Origin of the sequence: Chryseobacterium sp. MYb264, from assembly GCF_035974275.1 — a bacterium.
Lineage (GTDB): Bacteria > Bacteroidota > Bacteroidia > Flavobacteriales > Weeksellaceae > Chryseobacterium.
Genome location: NZ_CP142422.1, coordinates 2,508,569 through 2,528,190, shown reverse-complemented (window position 1 = coordinate 2,528,190; position 19,622 = coordinate 2,508,569). Strand labels below are relative to the sequence as shown.

Below are 19,622 nucleotides of genomic sequence, written 5' to 3'. Positions count from 1 at the left end.
TTTTTAATTTTAATTATGAATAGACTTTTCAAAATTCATCATCAACTTTGAAATTTCAGTAAAGGTATCGTTTTTCAGTGAGCCATCCTCCCGGAATCTGCCCTTGATACCTTTGATCAGCAGTTGGTGATCATCAATTTTTGCGCCAAGTGTTTGCAGAATTAATAATAATTCTTCATGCCCTTTTTCTCCATTGGCGGAAGCTGTAACTACAGCTGTAGGTTTTTCATTAAAAATAGTCGTAGAAACGCACCATTCTAATAAATTTTTTAATCTGCTCGGAATACTGAAAATATACTCCGGCGTAGAAAATACAACACCCGCTGAATTATTGATATCCTCGCGAATCTTCAATACTTCGGCAGGTGTTTTAATATCGGTAAGGTCTGTATCAAAATGCGGAAGAATAGAAAGATTATCATATACTATAAAATCAGTTGCTTGATTTTGCTGTAGTGCTTTTTCCATTAATCTAAAGTTGCTGGAATTTTTCGTAGCACTGCCAATAATGACAACAATTTTCTTTCTTTCAGACATTTTAAAGGAAATTATCCGTTTACAGCTTCCACTCTTTCTACCAATTCAGGAACGAATTGTTTCAAAATATTTTCAATTCCGCCTTTTAAAGTAGCTGTTGAGCTTGGACAACCTGAACAAGCACCTTGTAGAAGCATTTTTGCGGTTTTATTTTCTTTGTCATATTCCATCAAAGAGATTTTACCACCGTCATTTTCTACTGCAGGAGCTACATATTCATTTAAGATGTCAGAAATTTTCTGCTCATCGTCTGTATAATCTCTGTTGATGATTTTTTCTACAGGATTTTCGTGTTTCTGAGGTTCAAGGTTTGAAATTTCTCCTCCGTTCTGAAGATGCTCGGCAATTAATGCACGAACCGTCATCATGACCTGATGCCATTCTACAGAATCATCTTTCGTTACCGCCACGAAATTATCTGAAATAAAAACTTCTTTTGCAAATTCAAATTCCTTGAAAATAGCCTGCGCCATCGGAACGCCTTCTGCTTTATCTCTAGATTTTACTTCCACAAAGCCGTCCATCAGCATTTTGTTGGAAACAAATTTCATTACATTCGGGTTAGGAGTCATCTCAGCATAGATCTGATACATCTCTTTTTTCTTCTGAAGGTAAATTCTAGGATTTGCCAAAAGCTCGTCTTCCACTACATTTTTCAGACTTTCTGCTACATGTTCCCATTCTACAGTGTCCTGTTTTGCAACGGCCACAAAATTAGCCGTAATGAAAATTCTTTCCACAAACGGATAATTGAAAAGCTCCTGTGCTAAAGGGATTTCTGAAATATCTGACTCTCTGTCCAACTCCAAAGACCCCGGAATCAAATTGTAATCTGCTACAAATTTTATCACTTTCGGGTTTTCGGTTGGTTCTATAAGTATAGTATGCATTTTTTCGTTAAATTTGAGATACAAAAATACGGATTTAGAAGTTAGAAGCTAGAAGTTGGAAGTTAGATTTTCGCTATCACTGTAATTTACAATTTGTGATTTCAAGATTTAATCTTCAAATTAGCTCATTATCAAATTATCAAATTAAAAAATATGGCACTTATAAAAGAACTTTTAGGCAAATCACCTCAGATTGGGGAAAATACTTTTTTGGCAGAAACAGCTACGATTATCGGAGATGTTACGATGGGAAGAGACTGTAGCGTTTGGTACAATGCGGTGATAAGAGGGGATGTTCATTATATTAAAATGGGCAATAAAGTGAATGTTCAGGATAATGCGATGCTGCACTGCACGTATCAAAAATATCCTTTAAATATTGGAAATAATGTATCCATAGGGCACAATGCAATTGTTCACGGATGTACAATTCAGGATAATGTTCTGATTGGGATGGGAGCGATTGTTATGGATGATTGTTTGGTGGAAGAAAACTCGATTGTTGGTGCCGGTTCTGTGGTGACGCAGGGAACTCATATTAAATCTGGCGAAGTTTGGGGCGGTGTTCCGGCGAGAAAAATTAAGGATATCAATTCACAGCTGTTAGAAGGTGAGGTGAATAGAATTGCCGATAATTATGTGAAATATTCTTCTTGGTACAAAGAAAACGTAAAAGACGTTGTAGAATAATTATATGTAAATAGTGAATGGTCAATTTTTGAGTGGCTAAAAATTCACTATTGACTCGTAGAAATTGACAATTGACACAAAAAAAGCTTTATCATATTTTGATAAAGCTTTTTTTTATCCTTTTTTATTTAAACTCCTTTCCGAAATCTATTATTGAACGGGATAAACAACCTCTGCTTTTCCGTTGATACATCTTACTCCCACAGGTTCTCCTATAAAAGAACAATCGGAAATGATGTTGTATTTTTTGTTGAATTCTTTTTCTTTGTTGTTGTAATTTTCAATTTTCGGTAAAATTGAAGCTTCCATTTTTGACGGATAAGCGATGTAATATTTTGGTCCACCACAGGCTTTTGCTCCCATTGCTACAGGCTTCCAGTCGTTCACGGTAGCCTCCGTACATTTTTCTTTCCCGATTTCGGTTTCTATTTCATTTTTCAGTTTATCAAGCTGAGCCTGATCGTATTTTTGACTGTCTGCATCGGCAGGTCTTTCAGAAATATCTTTTGGCAAATTGGTATTTGCATTGGCTGTGCTGTTACAAGACATTGCCGTTAACGCTGTACATAATACTAAAGCGGGTATTTTTAGAAATAAATTTTTCATAATAATGTTTTTTCTCAACAAGAATTTTCAAATCTTGTGCCAAGATAGAAAAATACAATTCATTTTCCGTAATTTTGGAAGCGATGAACAATCATTTTTTTGACTTATTAGAGCATACCAACCGAAGTGTATTTTTAACAGGAAAAGCAGGGACAGGAAAAACTACTTTTCTTAATGATTTTGTGAAGCATACCCGCAAAAAGCATATTGTGGTAGCGCCTACGGGCATTGCTGCGATTAATGCGGGAGGAGTTACTATTCACTCGATGTTTGGTTTGCCGCTGAGAACATTTTTACCGACAACCGACAGGATAGATACCAGTTTGGCAAATAATATTGCCGATCTGATGCCCCATTTCAAATATCGAAAAGATAAACTGAAGCTTTTAAGGGAAGTGGAAATTCTTATTATCGATGAGGTTTCCATGCTGCGTTCTGATGTTTTGGATATGATGGATTTTTCCTTACGTTTTATCCGAAGAAATAATCAGCGTTTTGGCGGTGTTCAGATGTTGTTCATCGGAGATTTGTATCAGCTTCCGCCGGTGGTGAGAGATGAGCATATATTAAAAATGTATTACAATTCGCCTTTCTTTTTCGACAGCCATGCGATCAAAGATATTCCGTTAATTACAATTGAATTAACCAAAGTTTATCGCCAGACCGATCAGGAATTCCTTGAAATTTTAAATGCTATTCGTGATGGTGATGTTGCCAATATCGATTTTAATCATTTGAATGAAAGATATAATCCCGATTTCGAAATGGGAACCGATTCTTACGTTTATCTGTGTTCACACAATAAAATGGCGGACGAGATCAACCAGGAGAAATTAGCTGAAATAAAAGTGGACGCCCGAAGTTATGAAGCGAAGCTTTTTGGTGAATTTAAAGAAAATCAGTTTCCGAACGAGCAGTTTTTAGATCTGAAAATGGGCGCTCAGGTAATGTTTATCCGAAACGACATTTCCGGTGAAAAAAAATATTTCAACGGAAAATTAGGTGAAATTTCTGCGTTGGATGAGAATGAAATTAAAGTAATTCTTGATGGAAGTGACCGGGAAATTACCGTAAAACGTGAAGTTTGGGAACAGAAAAAATATTTTCTGGATACCGATAAAAATATTAAAGAAGAAGTTTTGGGAAGCTTCGAGCAGTTTCCGATCAAACTGGCTTGGGCAGTGACCATTCATAAAAGTCAGGGATTGACTTTTGATAAAGTAATTATTGATGCCGGGAAAAGTTTTACAGCTGGTCAGGTTTACGTTGCCTTGTCGCGTTGTCGAACGCTGGAAGGGATTGTCTTAAAATCTAAAATTACCCCTGAAGTTATTTTTAAAGATAACAGAATTCTCAAATTTCAGGGTGAGACGCACGCCAACGATAATGTTGAAGCCATTTTAAATAAAGAAAAATACGACTACAGCATTAGAAAAGTACTTCGTACCATAGATTGTCTATGGTTTCTGAAAGAACTTGAAGATTGGAATAACCGGTCTATTGTTACCAAAAGTATAGATCATCTTAAAGCGAAACAGTTGTATGGACAGCTCAGACATGAGGTCGTGAATCTGGGGAAAATCTTTGAAAAATTAGAAAGAGTAATTTCTCAGAAGGTGAATAATTTCATTAATCAGAATGAAGAATGGTCTGATATTGAAAGCAAAACAAAAGGAGCGGTTAATTTCTTTTTTACCGAAATTAAAGATAAAGTTTTCAGTCCGCTGAAAGAGTTTTATGCGGAAATTAAAGGCGCAAAAGGGTTGAAACAGTATAATGAAGATTTCCGTGTCTGGCTGGAAGATATTGAAGAATATTTAAATAGTTTAAAAGAAATTCATTTGTTGGAAACTAAACTTTTAGATGAAAAGAATGATAAGGAAGTCAGCATGAAAATTGCAAAAGTTCCGTCTCAGGTTCTTACTTTTCAATTATTTGAACAAGGAAAAACCATTGCCGAAATTGCGTTGGAAAGAGGCTTGGTAAAGGAAACGGTAATTGGGCATCTGGCGAAATTTGCAGAGCAAGGTTTGCTGGATATTTCCAGAGTGATTACTTCTGATAAGATCAAAGCTTTTGAAGAAATTTTCTACAAAGACCCGAAAGAAACCTTAACGGAATGGAAAAATATATTGCCAAGTAATTTTGAATTTAATGAAATCAGAATTTTGATTAATCATTTTAATTATCAGAAGGAGAAAAATAAGACTGAGTGAATTTTTATCAATAATCCAGAATAACAACTCTATTCTGAAGATCAATTTTTTCCCGCATTAGTACGGATTTCGAAAAAAATTCTGATGCGCACCAAACGATTTGTGTTGCATCATTATTATCTTCGTTATCTACGCTATTTCTGAGGTAGAGAATTTCTTCTTCTATGATTTTGTGAAGTCCGTCAGCGTCTTTAAACTGATAATTTATAATTTCGAGTACTTTTTTTTCAAGATCCGTAAAGTCTTTTTCGCTATAATCATATCCATTCATTCTGCTATCTAATATTTTTCTAGTAAGAAGAATCATATAATCGTTGAATTTCAAAAAATCTACAGCAGAAATATTATATCCATAATAATCATTATCCGTAATCTCTTCGATGGGATAATAATTTGTGTAATTGCTGTATTGATACATATAACTATAACGTACTGTGGGTATTTCATACAACAGATTTACTCCGTACTTTTCGATATCTTTTTCCAAAATATCTTTATTATACTTAATTTCTTCATCAAGGAAAAATATTATTTCCAATAAATCTTCTGGTTGAATGTAGTTAATATCAGTTGAAATTGCTTTGGCAATTTTGTTTTTAGAAATATTGAAATTATTTTCGAATTCATTTTTTCTTTCATTCAAAAACTGAGAAAAAGATTTTTTGTGCAAAATGGTATCACTAATCAAGGGTAATAAATTTTCTTTAGCATTTTCTTTGTTGAATGTATAGATTTCTATATTTCTTGCCATTTTTTATATTTTACGTATTAAATAGAAACAAAAACTCCTTTATGATCACTTAGAAGATTCTTATCAACAAAAGTTTTGGTTTCAGTAATATTATTCATAAAAGCCTTTGGAATAATAATATGATCGATATTTTCTTCAATTTCTACAGTAGAGTTAATCAAATTTAAATCTTCAAAAAGATCTTTTAAGGATTTTGTGGTTTTAGAATTAATCGAAAAACTTTCTTCTCCTTTTCTGAATGATGTATTTAAATCTCCAACAATAAAAAGATTTTTATTCATTGAATAAATTTTTCTGCAATCCTGAATGGTATTGTACAATTCATTATTAACAAAAGGTTTTCGATTAAACCAAGTTCCAACAATTGTACAATAAATTATAATATTTCCTAACTCTGTTTCAAACTCCAACGCGAGATTGGTTTTGCCATCGGTTACAGAATGTTTTTTTGAACAAGGAATTTTAGAATATAAAATAGTTCGGAATGCCTTTTCACCTTTCAGATATTCCGTGTAATTAAGATTTTCGTAAATAATATTTTCAGGAATTTGTGAGCAAAGATATTTATGGTTAAAATTTTTAAGATCAAGATCAATAGCTTCTGTTAAAATAAGAAAGTCGAAATCAAACTGATTAAGAAACTCTTCGATTTTTGCTGACGTTTTTTTCCTTGCCCAGTCAATATTTAAAGTCGCTATTTTCATACTCAAAATTACAAAAAAGGATTCAGTATAAAACTGAATCCCTTCTTAAGCATTGAATCAAAAATTTATCATTTTTTATAATGATAAGCCGTATTCTGGTTTTGGGAATTCGCCAGGAGTTTTATATCGGGTAGAACTTCCTTTATGATACCAAGCGCCTAATCCTGAAATCATAAGTGCCATATTATGAACAAAACGTTCTATATTTTTTTGCACGGAACCGAAATCGGGTAGGTTATTTTGTAATTCTACAAATTCTTTTATATATGTATCGTGAATATTCATGGATTCTGTAACCGCTTCTTCTACAGAAACTTTGTACTGATGTTTTATGACTAAAATAATATTTAAAGTCTCTGTATCTACCGCTAATTCTTTTTCTATAGATGCGAAGTCATTCTGAATAGCCATAATTTTTCGATAGTTTTTTTCTGAACTAGGCAATCCATCCTATCAATTACAAAAAGTAACTAATGCAATTTATTAGCCTTACATTTGCTTGGTTTTTAGACCTAAATTTTAAAATATGAAAAATTTCGAAATATCGGTGTTGGATCTTGCACCTGTAAAACAGGATAAAACGATTCACGATACATTTCAGGACAGTTTATCTTTAGCAAACCATACTGAAAATTTAGATTATAAAAGATTCTGGTTGGCCGAGCATCATAATATGGAAAGTATTGCCAGCTCTGCAACTTCGGTTCTGATTGGTTTTATCGCCAACGGAACAAAAAAAATAAGAGTAGGATCGGGAGGAATTATGCTTCCTAATCACAGTTCATTAGTCATTGCCGAACAATTCGGAACTCTGGAATCTCTTTTTCCCGGAAGAATTGATCTTGGGGTAGGAAGAGCGCCCGGAACAGATGGTCTAACGGCTCAGGCTTTGGGAAGAAACGCAGCAATGATCAATCAACAGTTTCCGAGACAGATTTTGGAATTACAAAAATATTTCTCCAAAGAAAACCGTGACGCGCTGGTGCGTGCGATTCCGGGAGAAGGCTTGGATATTCCGTTGTATATTTTAGGATCGAGTACAGACAGCGCTTATTTAGCTGCGGAATTGGGTCTTCCTTACGCTTTTGCAGGACATTTTGCTCCGGAACAGATGGAAATGGCTTTCAGTATTTACAGACAGAATTTTGAACCTTCAAAATATCTGGCTCAACCTTATATCATCGCCTGTGTGAACGGAATTGCCGCTGAAACGTCTGAAGAAGCACATAAAATGTCAACGACTTTATTCCAGGCTTTTATTAATATCGTCAGAAACGACAGAAAACCTTTTGCTCCGCCCGTGGATAATATGGACGATATCTGGTCACCAATGGAAAGATCTATGGTTTTACAGAAACTGAGATATACTTTTATAGGAGATCAATCTGAAATTGAAGAAATGCTGAAAAATTTTCAGGAAAAGTACAATGTGGATGAATTAATGATTAATTCTCACATTTACGATCATCAGAAAAGATTGGCATCTTACGAAATTATTAGAAAAGCAAAAGATTCATTATTTAGTTAAAAATCAACACCAATAGAATTTTTACATATAAGTCATAGTAGAGTAAGAGCCTGTTTAAAATTTTACCGTTTTATTTATTGTCCTTAATGAAGTTGATCTTTGCTCCATTTTGATGCTCTTTTGAGCGTATTTTTCACTTCCTATTTTTGATTTAGCCCGCTAGATCTGCAAACACGAAGCAAAAAATCCATCTCAAAATAGCTATAAAAATTTTTGGCAATAAAATTTAAACAGCCTCTAAGAAATAAAAAAAAATAGTAATGGATCATATAAGAATGAAAAATCAAAGATTTTTAAACTTATTTGTTCTCAATTTTTTCAAAGTTGGCCACTAATCTCATGCGTCTTATGTGTAAAATAAATTTTAGAAACTTTTATTGTTGAAATTTAGATTCAAATACAAACCATTTATATTAATTGGAGGATGCTTATTTTTATGAGTATCTTTACAAAAATTTAAAAAGTAAAAATGTCTGATATTAAATTAAATACCATTCCGGAGGCTATTGAAGACCTTAAAAATGGTAAAATAATCATAGTAGTAGATGATGAGGACAGAGAAAATGAAGGTGATTTTCTTTGTGCTGCTGAACTTACAACACCTGAGATCATCAATTTCATGGCACTTCACGGCAGAGGGCTAATCTGTATGCCACTTCCTGAAAAAAGATGCGACGAATTGGGGCTTGAAGTGATGGTTAGCAGAAGCAGCGATCCGAAAGAAACAGCTTTTACGGTATCGGTTGACCTTCTTGGAAACGGTACGTCTACAGGGATTTCTGCGGGCGACAGAGCAAAAACTATTTTAGCTTTGATGGATGAAAAATCCAAACCGACAGATTTTATGAGACCCGGACATATTTTCCCGCTTCGTGCTAAAAAAGGAGGTGTTTTGAAAAGAGCAGGGCATACGGAAGCTGCGATTGATCTTACTTGTCTTGCCGGTTTAAAGGAAGGAGGGGTGATCTGTGAGATCATGAATGAAGACGGTTCTATGTCTCGTTTGCCGGATCTTCAAGTTTTGGCTCAAAAGCACGATATGAAAATTGTATCTATTGAAGATTTAATTCATTATCAGCTTAAAAAAGGCAATTTGATCGAAAGACTGGAAGACAGAAAAGTGAAAACTGCTTATGGTGATTTTGATTTCTTCGCTTTTAGAGAAACATCTAATGATCAGATCCATTTTGCTTTAACAAAAGGAACTTGGACAGTTGATGAGCCTGTTTTGGTGAGAGTTCAGTCTTCTGATTCTTATTTTGACGTTTTGACCAGGCTGAACAACGGAGAAAAGCCATTATTGGAGAAAGTGACCAATATGGTGAATGAGGCAGGGAAAGGGGCTATTATTTTCATTAATAATGTTTCAAATTCTGAAAATACGTTGAGAAAGCTACAGCAGTTCATCAATCATCAGGATGGGCAGCAAAAGCATCCGACAGCTGCTTTCAATTACAGAGATTATGGAATCGGAACACAGATCCTTAAGAATCTTGGAATTAATAAGTTTAAAGTAATCACTCAAAATCCGGATATCAAACCTCAGGTAGGAGGATATGATGTTGAGGTGACGGAGTTGGTTCAACTATAAAATGTGAATGGTGAATAAACTTCGTTATCAATTTTTTTGATACGTTTTTAAATTCACTTGCGAAGCAAAATTCACAATTCACAATTCACATAAAAAATGGCTTGAAAAATCAAGCCATTTTTATTTCTTCAAAACTTCTGAAACCATTCAGAAAATCTTTGATATTCATTCTTTTCTTTCCTTCTAATTGTAATTCTATAGGATAATAAATGCCGTCCTGAGTGTAGATCTTAAATTCGCTTTTAGAGATTTCTAAGCTTCCGACGGTTTTTCCGTGGTTTAGAATTTCAAATTTTCCGCCAAATATTTTTAATCCTTTGTCTTCCTCATTAATTTTTAATGTGGTGAAAGCTGCCGGATAAGGAGACATTCCCAAAATAAACTGGTGAACTTCTTTTGAGGTTTTAGTCCAATCGATTCTTGTATCTTCTTTAAAGATCTTATAGGCATTTTTCGGATGTTCAACGTGCGGCTGAGGTCTTTCTGTAATTGAGTTTTCAGCCAGTCCATTTAATGTTTTAACCACCAGTTTTGAACCCATTTCCATTAATCTGTCGTGAAGATGGCCTGCATTTTCGTCTTCCAGCACCGGGATTTCTTCCTGTAATAGAATATTTCCTTCGTCTATTTTTTCATTGATAAAGAAAGTCGTGGCACCTGTCTTTTCTTCACCGTTAATGACTGCATAATTAATAGGCGCTGCGCCTCTGTAATCGGGTAGTAAAGAAGCGTGGAGGTTGAAAGTTCCCATTTTTGGCATTTCAAATAATACTTTAGGCATCATTCTGAAGGCAACCACAATAAAAACATCCGCATTCAGCTTTCTTAATTCTTCGAGAAATTCAGGATTTCTTAATTTTTCAGGCTGAAAAACAGGCAGGTTATTCTCAACGGCAAAAACTTTTACAGGTGATTGATTAATTTTCTGTCCGCGCCCGCTGGCTTTATCAGCCACGGTCACAACACCTACAACTTCATGATGAGATTGATGAACGGCCTCCAGTGACGTTTTTGCAAACTCCGGAGTTCCTAAAAAAACTACTTTCAATGATTTCATGGTGCAAAGATAAGGTCTTTATTAAAGGATTAAAAGATTTAAAAATTAAAAAATTCAAATCATTATTTATTAAAAATTACCTGGAACCTATGCTAAGGCGTAGGTCTTGAAATTCAACATTTTTACCTTTCCGGAATCTAACAGGTAAATTAAATTTTCCAATATATTTTCTTTGGAATGATACGTCATCTGAATAGATAATTCCTCAATGGTTGCCGATTTTTTAGATAATAAATTAATGATTTCCAAACCAATATTCTTACCAAAAATAGACTGCTTATTTTTTTCGCAGACAGAGCAGATTCCACAGTTTTTTGTATTTTTTTCTCCAAAATAAGAAAGAATGAGCTTCATTTTACAATACTGACTGTCTTCAATATAGAATTTCATTTCTTCCCACTTCTGAATTTTATTTTTTTGAATATGCTCAAACAATTTCCAATAGGCAGAATGTATCAGTCTTTCATTTCTCGGTTTTAGAAATTTAATGCTGGATAAAGCTCCGTCAATATATTCCAAATAACCTTTTTGCTGAAGTTCTTTCAGTCTTTCTTTGATCAAATGATTATCGATGGAAATTTTATTACTCAGCTGTTGTTCGCTAAACATTACTTTGTGAGTCGTAGCTCCGGAAATCGAACGTAGTAAAAGCTCAATAAAATAGGCATCTTTTTTTGGAAGCTGATCTAATTCATCACCTTTTACAAAGAGTTCTAATGATGACAGACTTTTATTATCATTGAAATAAATGATTTCCTGATTGTGAAGAAAAGTGAGAACATTCGTAATCTTAGCTTTTGATAATTTCGTGAAGTTCTGAATTCCGTTAAAATTTAACTGAAAAACTTTTTCTGGCAATTCGTGTTCAGCCACCTGAAATACAGAGTAGAGGTAAGTAATGATCTTTAAAAATTCTGCTTTATTGGGAATTTGATTTTTCAGAATCTGATCGAAATTCAATAACTCCTGTTGATTCCAAAGAAGAAAAGCAAAACTTTTTTTTCCGTCTCTACCCGTTCTTCCAATTTCCTGATAATAATTTTCAATGGAGGGAGAAGGAGAGAAGTGGATGACAAAACGGACGTTATCCTTATCTATTCCCATTCCGAATGCATTTGTAGAGATCAGAACATTTCTGTCACTGTTATTCCAAATGTTTTGTTTATTATTTTTTTCTCTAGCAGTTAACCCTGCATGAAAATAGTCAACATTCGTCAACTGCTTTTGATGCAGAAATTCACAAAGCTGCTCTGCGTCTTTACGGGTTCGGACATATATTATTCCTGATTTTGTAGCATATTTCAGGATATCAAAAACTCTTTGATATTTGTCGGAAACTTCTTCTGAAAAAATTTTGATATTATCCCTCCTGAAGCTTTTCTGAAAAATTTCAGGATTTTTAAATTCAAGCTTCGTTTTAATTTCGTCTAAAACTTTTGGAGTCGCTGTTGCAGTTAAAGCCAGGCAGGCAATTTCGGGATTATTTTTTCTGAACTCTTTTATATGCTGATAGCTGGGTCTGAAATCCTGCCCCCATTCAGAAATACAGTGTGCTTCATCCACTGCGATGAAAGACATTTGAATTTCTGCAATATTCTGTAAAAACTGACTATTGGTTAATCTTTCCGGGGAAATATACAGTAACTTAGTTAGGCCTTCCTTACATCTGTTGTAAATGAGTTCAGCGTCAAATTCATCTAATTCAGATGACAGATATTCTGCGTCAATTTGTCTTGCCTTAAGCTGGTTGACCTGATCCTTCATTAATGCCAGTAAAGGCGAAATTACCAGACACACTCCCTCTTTTAACAAAGCGGGTAACTGATAGCACAGAGATTTGCCGGCACCTGTGGGCAATAAAGCCAACGTATCTTTTCCATAGATAAGAGAATCTATAATTTCTTCCTGAGAATCTCTAAAGGTACTGTACCCCCAAAAATGTTTAAGGGTCTCATATTTTAATTTTTTAAAGTCTTGCGGAGAAATCATCATGTAAAAGTAAGAAAAGTATGACAACAAAAAAAGCCACGCGATGCATGGCTTTTATATAATGTACTAAAAAGTTTATTATTATTTGGCTTCAAAGTAAACTCTTCTGTTTGCTCTGTTTTTCCATTCAGGACATTTCGTTGCAGGATTACATTCAGGATATTTAAGATCTTTCTTACCTTTTCCTACTGCATTAAGTTTTCCTGACTGAACTCCGTTTTTAACAAGATAGTCTTTAACGTTGTTCGCTCTTCTTTCTGATAATTTCTGGTTGTAGGCATCAGTACCTCTTGTATCGGTTGCTCCTACCACGGTATAATTTCCAGTTGAAGTATTGATATAGTTAACAGCGTTATTCAGTATCGGAGTGTTAGAAGGTAGAATTCTGTCTGAATTAAGATCAAACTCAATTCCTTCAAGACTTCTTGTTTCTTCCTGTACCGGTCCGCTTGTTGTTGTTGGACATCCGTTATTTTCTACAGGTCCCGGAACAGTTACACATTTATCATAAAGGTCAATAACACCATCCAGATCGGTATCTAATGCTACACCAGCACCATCCACTCTTGCCCCTGCAGGCGTGTCAAGCTGTCTGTCCCAGTCATCACAAACACCATCGTTGTCGGCATCTCCTTTTTTACAAACTTCAATATCCTGATTTTTATTCGCTAAAACATCCAGTTTGTAATAGATCTCCTGAAGTGGGTCGTGCCACATTAAGTGAGATTCGTGTTTTCCAAGTTTAATACTAACCCCCAATGTTGCATTGAAGAAGTTGTCAGAAACCTGCTCTTCGCGTTGGTTGATTGCGCTGTATTTAGATCCTCCACCATCGAATTCGTCATCACCCGTAACAACGTACATCAATCGAGCTTCAAGGTCAATTCTGTTGCTTACATTATATTTAAGACCTGTACCCACCTGAGCGAACATTGATCCTAACTGGAAAGGTTTAACTTCCGTAACCATTCTTTGTCCTGCCTTATCTTTCTGATATGCTCTGTAAGCTATTGTACCGACACCCGCATAACCGTGTAAAGCCCATCTGTAAGGAGAGTGATTGTCTACTCTTCTCAAAAGATTTGAGAAGTTGATGTCTCCTAAAATAGAGATTGCGTCATACTGTGTTCTGGCACCTACCTGCTGGTAAGGTAAATTATTGGGAACAGGATCTTTTGTATTAAACCATCCCTGTCTGGTTTCCCCTCTGTCGTATTGTAATTTTAAACCAAACGCATGTGTAATAGCTTTGTCAATACTTACATAAGCGGAATATCCGAAAAGGTTTTTCCCGTTACCATTTTTTATAGATGTTAAATCTGCGGACTGAATCAAAGGTACACCTGCACCAGCTGAAATAGACCAATCATTAAATCTCTTGGATTTATTTGTAAATGGGGAAACATTGGCAGAACCCGAAGAAAAAGTGTTCGGATATTCTCCGTTGGAAGAAACTGCCGTTGAGTCTTGTGCAAAGGCCACTGCCGGAACAGTTAGTGCTAGTGCAACAATTGCTAAACTTAATTTCATAATGTATTTTTTATTTAGTTAATTAAATGATTCATTTTACACATTATTTGTTCGTAGGACATCCGTTATTTTCTACAGGTCCCGGAACAGTAACGCATTTATCGTATAGATCGATTACTCCGTCAAGATCCATATCTAACGCAACACCGGCACCATCCACTCTTGCCCCTGCCGGAGTATCAAGCTGTCTGTCCCAGTCGTCACAAACACCGTCGTTATCTGCATCTCCTTTTTCGCATACCACAAGTTCTGAACTGGCGTTTTCAAGAACACTGGTTCTGTAATACGCTTCCTGCAGAGGATCATGCCAAGCAAGGTGAGAAAGCTGTTTTCCTATTTTGAAAGAAACTCCTAAGTTAACGGTCCACATATTATCAGAACGTCTTTTGTTGAGCATGTTGTATTTCGGAGTAGAAGAAGCCGGATCATAGTTATCCGGGCCTGCCCATCCGCCGCCGTCAAATTCATCATCTCCACTGATAACGTACATGGTTCTTGCTTCAATATCAACAAGCCTTGATACATTATATTTCAGTCCGATACCGAACTGGTAGAACAATGAATTAATGTCTATATCCTGTTTGATAAATAAAGGGGTTCTCTTTGGAGAGTTACTGTACCTGTACTGATCATTGTCATACAGTGAAGTGTCATAACCCATTATACCAATACCTGCATATCCGTGCAGCGCCCATCTGTAAGGAGAATGGTTATCTACTCTTCTTAAGAAATTAGAAAAGTTAACATCTCCCATCAAAGCAAATTGGTTATACTTGGTTTTTGCGGTAGCGACCCCTGCAGCTAATCCTGCAGCTCCCTCCAATTGCCCTTTCTGGGTAGTTTCACCTCTCTGATAGATAAGGCTGAGTCCAAAGGTGTGGGTAATTTGTTTGTCAATACTTACGTAGGCATTGTATCCCCAGTTCACCTTTTTGTCATGGATTGATTTAAGGTCTGAGTGCACCATAAATGCTCCTCCACCACCAATTGAGACCGACCAGTCGTTGAATCGTCTCGCTTTGTTGTTGAAAGGCTGAACATTGGCGGAACCTGAGGAAAACGTATTGGGATATTCGTTCGTGGAACTTACTGCAATACTGTCCTGAGCATAAGTAGCAATAGGCAAAGCGGCCAATAATAATAAACCTAATTTCATACAATATGTTTTATGTTTTATTTCAGATAATATCTTTTAATAATATTTTAGAAAATTCTCTCTCAAACAAATGTTTTTGATGCGGAATTTTCAATCTTTCTGAGATGAAGTTTAACTCATTGTACTTAACAATATCAATGTCTATAATCCGGTCTGTATAGCCGCCGGAAACCTTTGAATCATCAAGTCTTCCCATCTCATTTTCAATGCTTTTTATCAAATTAAGCAACTGAATCGGTGAAAGATGCGTACCTATTATTGATGCAATATTACAAAAAATATTGGAACTGGCAAATTCTACAGGGTCTGATGTTAAGAATTCACTATTCTTTAATATGTTGATTCCTCTCTGTTCCATCTTCTGAAGTGCGGTTTGTAAATTTTTTTTTTTATCTCCGAGGTTACTTCCGAGTAACAAAACTACCTTTTGCTGCGACATATTGAAAAATGATTGATTTTATGAAAAGTTTTTTTAAAAATGTTCTGGCAAATATAGTGGCAATTGTGATATTGTGTGCCGTATTTTTCATCTTTTTTATTATGCTAATGGTCTTCAGCTCGATGGGAAGCGACAAATCTGTAACGGTAAAAAAGAACTCAGTTTTAACGATAAATCTTAAAACCGATATTCTTGACAGCCCTACGGAAGAGAAAACGGATTTCTTCAGTTTAAGCAAAGAAAGTAAAAGCGTCCTTATATATGATGTGTTGGAAGCTATCAATAAAGCGAAGACAGATGATAATATTAAAGGGATAAGCATTGAAGCAGATTATCTGAATGCCGGCATCACACAGATTGATGATATCAGAAGTGCGTTGGAAGATTTTAAGAAAAGCGGAAAATTTGTGTATGCTTACGGAAATGGGGTTTCTCAGTCTTCTTATTATTTAGGATCTGTGGCTGAAAAATATTTTCTTCATCCTGCGGGTTTAATTGAGCTGAAAGGGTTGGCAACTGAGGTTACTTTCTTCAAAGAATTTGCTGAAAAGTACGGAATTGGGATTGAAGTTATCCGTCACGGAAAATTTAAATCTGCGGTAGAGCCTTTTCTTAGAGATGATATTTCTCCTGAAAATAAAGAACAGCTGAGTACTTTATTAAATGACATCTGGAAAAATACTTCTACAAAAATTGCGGCTTCAAGAAAAATTGATACTGCTCAATTCAGAACAGCGGTAGATAGCTTATATGGAATGATTCCTGAGCAAAGTTTAAAATATAAACTGGTTGATAAACTGGCTCAGAAAAGTGAATATGATGATTTATTAAAATCAAAATTAAGTCTTAAAGATAAAGAGAAGCTTAATAAAGTTTCTTTGTCGAATTATATTAAATCTTACACCGACGAAAGTAAATCGGGAGATAAAATTGCTATTCTTTACGCTTCAGGATCTATTAATAATGGAGACGGATATAATGATATTTATTCTGAAAAATATGTAAAGTACATTAAAGATTTACAGGAAAATGATAAAATTAAAGCAGTTGTTTTAAGAATCAATTCTCCTGGCGGAAGTGCAAATGCTTCGGACGAAATTTTGTTTGAACTTCAACAGTTGAAAAAGAAAAAACCTTTGGTAGTTTCTTTTGGTGACTATGCAGCTTCAGGCGGTTATTATATTGCCATGGCGGCTGATAAAATTTATTCTGAACCAAATACCCTTACCGGTTCTATCGGAGTTTTCGGAGTAATGCCTTACTTTAAAGAATTGGCGAATAAAAACGGAATTCACTCAGATATCGTTTCTACAAATGCAAACTCTCAATATTATTCTTCTCTTCACGGTCTTACGCCTTACGGAGTAACAATGATGACAAGAAGCGTGGAAGGAACTTATAAAAGATTCGTTCATTTTGTAACTCAAAACAGAAAACAGACTTTCGAGCAAATCGATAATGTTGGTGGCGGTAGAGTATGGAGTGGTATGAGAGCGAAGCAAATCGGTTTGGTAGATGAACTGGGAACGCTGAATGATGCTGTTAAATTCGCGGCTCAGAAGGCGGGATTAAAGTCTTACAACGTATCTTCTTATCCTAAGAAAATGTCACAGTTTGAGCAGATATTCAATGGCCTAAATGAAGATGATATTTCTGCAAGAATTATTAAAAATAAAATTGGTAAAGCCAACTACGAAATTTTACAGCAGATCACAGACGAAAAGCTAAAATCTGAGGTTAAAATGGAAATGCCTTACCAGATCAAAATCAACTAACTAAATTATTATATTGTACCAAAAACCCCGGATTTGAATTTCAAATTCGGGGTTTTGTTTTTTTATATGATAGGGTTTAGCCTTTCTTGGTGAGCATTCCGTAGATCCAAAGAACAATTAAAGCTCCTCCAATGGCTAAGATCCAGCTTCTAGGATTCCAGAACGTTGTTACATCTCCCCAATGAAGTACATATACTCCAACTGCTCCTCCTACAAAAGCTCCTATAATTCCTAAAATAATGGTGATCAGCCAGCCACCTCCTTGTTTACCTGGCATAATTGCTTTAGCGATCGCACCGGCTAATAGCCCAAAAATAATCCATGTTAAAAATCCCATAGTTGCAAATTTTTTAGTTGTTAATATTTATAAAATGATTTGTTTACTAATAAAGGGAAAACATGATGTAAAATCATCTTTTCTTGAAAAATGAATCTACAAATTCTGTACCATTGAAAAGCTGAAGGTCGTGCATTTTTTCCCCAACACCAATGTATTTTACAGGAATCTGGAACTGGTCTGAAATACCGATTACCACACCGCCTTTTGCTGTTCCGTCTAATTTAGTTACCGCTAAAGCATTCACTTCGGTTGCGGCTGTAAATTGTTTAGCCTGTTCAAAAGCATTTTGTCCTGTAGAACCATCAAGTACCAATAAAATCTCGTGAGGAGCATCAGGAATTACCTTTTGCATTACTCTTTTAATTTTAGAAAGTTCATTCATCAGGTTGATCTTATTATGAAGCCTTCCTGCCGTATCAATAATAACTACATCTGCATTTTGAGCCACGGCGCTTTGTACCGTATCAAAAGCAACAGAAGCGGGATCAGATCCCATTTCCTGTTTTACGATGGTTACACCCACTCTTTCGCTCCAGATGACCAATTGGTCTACAGCAGCAGCTCTAAAGGTATCTGCAGCTCCTAGAACCACTTTCTTACCTTCAGATTTAAATTGATGAGCCAGCTTACCAATCGTTGTTGTTTTTCCTACACCATTTACTCCAACTACCATGATTACATATGGTTTTTTTGAAGTATCAATATTTCCTGTTCCTGCATGAGGATTTTCAAGTAATAAACCTGAAATTTCATCACGAAGGATTTTATCAAGTTCGCTTACGCTTACATATTTATCTCTTGCAACACGCTCCTCAATTCTTTCTATGATTTTAATGGTTGTAGATGCGCCTACATCAGATGCAATAAGTATTTCTTCCAGATCATCCAGAACTTCATCGTCTACTTTGCTTTTACCGACTACGGCCTTCGTCATTTTTTCAAAGAAACCCTGGCTGGATTTTTCCAACCCTTTATCTAAAGTTTCTTTTTCTTCTTTTTTAAAAATATTTTTAAACCAACTCATAGTATGAATTACGGAATTTTAATTAAATGATGGAAGCTGGAGGATAGAGGCGTGAAGTTGACAAACTCAGTTTTTTAAGTTTGTAATGAACTTCCGGCACCCAGCTTCCGGCTTCCAGCTAGATTAAAAGCAAAGATAACAAAAAAACTACCCAAAATATGAGTAGTTTTTTATATTGTAAATAAAGTGAGGATTATTTTTTCAAAAATCCGTCAACTTCGTCTGCATTCATTACTTTTTCTTCGAAAACGTAAGCTCCTGATTTAGAAGACTTCACCATTTTCACAACTTTAGTCATTTTTTTTGACTGTCCGCTTTGTAGGGTTGCTACTACTTTCTTTGCCATGGTAAATTATAATTTAATAAATTACTTGATTTCTTTGTGAAGGGTAGATCTTTTAAGAACCGGATTGTATTTTTTCAATTCCAATCTCTCTGTAGTGTTCTTTTTATTTTTTGTAGAAATGTATCTAGACATTCCTGGCATACCACTCTCTTTGTGCTCTGTACATTCAAGGATTACTTGAACTCTATTTCCTTTTTTTGCCATGACTTAGTTCTTTTTAATCAATCCGTTTCTTGTAGCTCTTTCAATAGCTTCCTCGATTCCAATCTTGTTAATCACTCTCAATCCATGAGCTGATACTTTCAGTGTTACGTGCTTATCTTGCTCTGGAAGGTAAAATTTCTTCTCCAATAAGTTAATTTCAAAACGACGCTTCGTTTTGTTATTAGCGTGAGAAACGTTGTTACCAACCATTGCACGCTTTCCTGTTATTTGGCAAATTCTTGACATATC

Annotated in this window: 21 protein-coding genes; 5 read left to right on the top strand and 16 right to left on the bottom strand. The window is 35.2% G+C overall.

Going from position 1 to position 19,622, the window contains the following annotated elements; genetic code table 11:
• Positions 1 to 9: 9 nt before the first annotated feature.
• Together VUJ46_RS10830 and VUJ46_RS10825 are read right to left on the bottom strand one after the other, a co-directional pair.
• On the bottom strand, positions 10 to 537 hold the full coding sequence (locus VUJ46_RS10830) for an NADPH-dependent FMN reductase (RefSeq protein ID WP_326984993.1): 528 nt from the start codon (positions 535 to 537) through the stop codon (positions 10 to 12).
• A gap of 11 nt (positions 538 to 548) precedes the next feature.
• Positions 549 to 1,427, bottom strand: a complete 879-nt coding sequence (locus tag VUJ46_RS10825) for a NifU family protein (protein ID WP_326984992.1) — start codon at positions 1,425 to 1,427, stop codon at positions 549 to 551.
• Between the two features lie 153 nt (positions 1,428 to 1,580).
• On the opposite strand from VUJ46_RS10825, the gene VUJ46_RS10820 reads away from it, so the two are divergent.
• The gene (locus tag VUJ46_RS10820) at positions 1,581 to 2,117 is read left to right on the top strand and encodes a gamma carbonic anhydrase family protein (protein WP_326984991.1); all 537 of its coding nucleotides are present in this window, start codon (positions 1,581 to 1,583) and stop codon (positions 2,115 to 2,117) included.
• Between the two features lie 150 nt (positions 2,118 to 2,267).
• On the opposite strand, the gene VUJ46_RS10815 is transcribed toward VUJ46_RS10820, so the two are convergent.
• A complete protein-coding gene (locus VUJ46_RS10815) occupies positions 2,268 to 2,723 on the bottom strand; it encodes a hypothetical protein (RefSeq protein ID WP_326984990.1) in 456 nt (151 codons plus the stop codon).
• An 83-nt stretch (positions 2,724 to 2,806) separates the two neighbouring features.
• On the opposite strand from VUJ46_RS10815, the gene VUJ46_RS10810 reads away from it, so the two are divergent.
• Positions 2,807 to 4,939: a helix-turn-helix domain-containing protein gene (locus VUJ46_RS10810; RefSeq protein WP_326984989.1), complete on the top strand. Its 2,133-nt coding sequence runs from the start codon at positions 2,807 to 2,809 to the stop codon at positions 4,937 to 4,939.
• Positions 4,940 to 4,946: 7 nt separating this feature from the next.
• Here the strand turns inward: VUJ46_RS10810 and VUJ46_RS10805 are convergent, their stop codons facing one another.
• The 3 genes from VUJ46_RS10805 to VUJ46_RS10795 form a co-directional block, all read right to left on the bottom strand.
• Positions 4,947 to 5,690 carry a hypothetical protein gene (locus VUJ46_RS10805; protein ID WP_326984988.1) on the bottom strand — a complete coding sequence of 248 codons (744 nt, stop codon included), beginning with the start codon at positions 5,688 to 5,690 and terminating at the stop codon, positions 4,947 to 4,949.
• 17 nt (positions 5,691 to 5,707) lie between these two features.
• Positions 5,708 to 6,394 carry a hypothetical protein gene (locus VUJ46_RS10800; protein ID WP_326984987.1) on the bottom strand — a complete coding sequence of 229 codons (687 nt, stop codon included), beginning with the start codon at positions 6,392 to 6,394 and terminating at the stop codon, positions 5,708 to 5,710.
• A 75-nt stretch (positions 6,395 to 6,469) separates the two neighbouring features.
• Entirely contained in the window at positions 6,470 to 6,838 is a 369-nt protein-coding gene (locus VUJ46_RS10795) for a terpene synthase family protein (RefSeq protein WP_326984986.1), read from the bottom strand.
• 82 nt (positions 6,839 to 6,920) lie between these two features.
• Here VUJ46_RS10795 and VUJ46_RS10790 point away from each other — a divergent pair, with 82 nt between their 5' ends.
• Positions 6,921 to 7,922, top strand: coding sequence for an LLM class flavin-dependent oxidoreductase (locus VUJ46_RS10790; RefSeq protein WP_326984985.1), 1,002 nt, complete (start codon positions 6,921 to 6,923; stop codon positions 7,920 to 7,922).
• 469 nt (positions 7,923 to 8,391) lie between these two features.
• Positions 8,392 to 9,513 (top strand): 3,4-dihydroxy-2-butanone-4-phosphate synthase, encoded by a 1,122-nt coding sequence (ribB, locus tag VUJ46_RS10785; protein WP_326984984.1) that lies wholly within the window; start codon positions 8,392 to 8,394, stop codon positions 9,511 to 9,513.
• Between the two features lie 109 nt (positions 9,514 to 9,622).
• Here ribB and fmt read toward each other — a convergent pair whose 3' ends face one another.
• The 5 genes from fmt to folK all read right to left on the bottom strand — a co-directional run bounded on the left by fmt (position 9,623) and on the right by folK (position 15,684).
• On the bottom strand, positions 9,623 to 10,570 hold the full coding sequence (gene fmt / locus VUJ46_RS10780) for a methionyl-tRNA formyltransferase (protein ID WP_326984983.1): 948 nt from the start codon (positions 10,568 to 10,570) through the stop codon (positions 9,623 to 9,625).
• Between the two features lie 87 nt (positions 10,571 to 10,657).
• A complete protein-coding gene (locus VUJ46_RS10775; protein ID WP_442784947.1) occupies positions 10,658 to 12,562 on the bottom strand; it encodes a RecQ family ATP-dependent DNA helicase in 1,905 nt (634 codons plus the stop codon).
• Between the two features lie 78 nt (positions 12,563 to 12,640).
• A complete protein-coding gene (locus VUJ46_RS10770; RefSeq protein WP_326984981.1) occupies positions 12,641 to 14,089 on the bottom strand; it encodes an OmpA family protein in 1,449 nt (482 codons plus the stop codon).
• A 43-nt stretch (positions 14,090 to 14,132) separates the two neighbouring features.
• A complete protein-coding gene (locus VUJ46_RS10765; protein ID WP_326984980.1) occupies positions 14,133 to 15,245 on the bottom strand; it encodes an OmpA family protein in 1,113 nt (370 codons plus the stop codon).
• Between the two features lie 22 nt (positions 15,246 to 15,267).
• Entirely contained in the window at positions 15,268 to 15,684 is a 417-nt protein-coding gene (gene folK, locus VUJ46_RS10760) for a 2-amino-4-hydroxy-6-hydroxymethyldihydropteridine diphosphokinase (protein WP_326984979.1), read from the bottom strand.
• Between the two features lie 20 nt (positions 15,685 to 15,704).
• Between folK and sppA the strand changes: the two genes are divergently transcribed.
• Complete coding sequence (gene sppA / locus VUJ46_RS10755) at positions 15,705 to 17,459, top strand: signal peptide peptidase SppA (protein WP_326984978.1); 1,755 nt, start codon at positions 15,705 to 15,707, stop codon at positions 17,457 to 17,459.
• A gap of 76 nt (positions 17,460 to 17,535) precedes the next feature.
• Here the strand turns inward: sppA and VUJ46_RS10750 are convergent, their stop codons facing one another.
• The 5 genes from VUJ46_RS10750 to rpmB all read right to left on the bottom strand — a co-directional run bounded on the left by VUJ46_RS10750 (position 17,536) and on the right by rpmB (position 19,619).
• Complete coding sequence (locus VUJ46_RS10750; protein ID WP_326984977.1) at positions 17,536 to 17,796, bottom strand: GlsB/YeaQ/YmgE family stress response membrane protein; 261 nt, start codon at positions 17,794 to 17,796, stop codon at positions 17,536 to 17,538.
• 73 nt (positions 17,797 to 17,869) lie between these two features.
• Complete coding sequence (gene ftsY, locus VUJ46_RS10745) at positions 17,870 to 18,823, bottom strand: signal recognition particle-docking protein FtsY (protein WP_326984976.1); 954 nt, start codon at positions 18,821 to 18,823, stop codon at positions 17,870 to 17,872.
• Positions 18,824 to 19,016: 193 nt separating this feature from the next.
• Positions 19,017 to 19,169 (bottom strand): DUF4295 domain-containing protein, encoded by a 153-nt coding sequence (locus VUJ46_RS10740; protein ID WP_065399141.1) that lies wholly within the window; start codon positions 19,167 to 19,169, stop codon positions 19,017 to 19,019.
• Between the two features lie 21 nt (positions 19,170 to 19,190).
• The gene (rpmG, locus tag VUJ46_RS10735; protein ID WP_027373683.1) at positions 19,191 to 19,373 is read right to left on the bottom strand and encodes a 50S ribosomal protein L33; all 183 of its coding nucleotides are present in this window, start codon (positions 19,371 to 19,373) and stop codon (positions 19,191 to 19,193) included.
• Between the two features lie 3 nt (positions 19,374 to 19,376).
• Complete coding sequence (gene rpmB / locus VUJ46_RS10730; protein ID WP_002976757.1) at positions 19,377 to 19,619, bottom strand: 50S ribosomal protein L28; 243 nt, start codon at positions 19,617 to 19,619, stop codon at positions 19,377 to 19,379.
• Positions 19,620 to 19,622 lie beyond the last annotated feature (3 nt).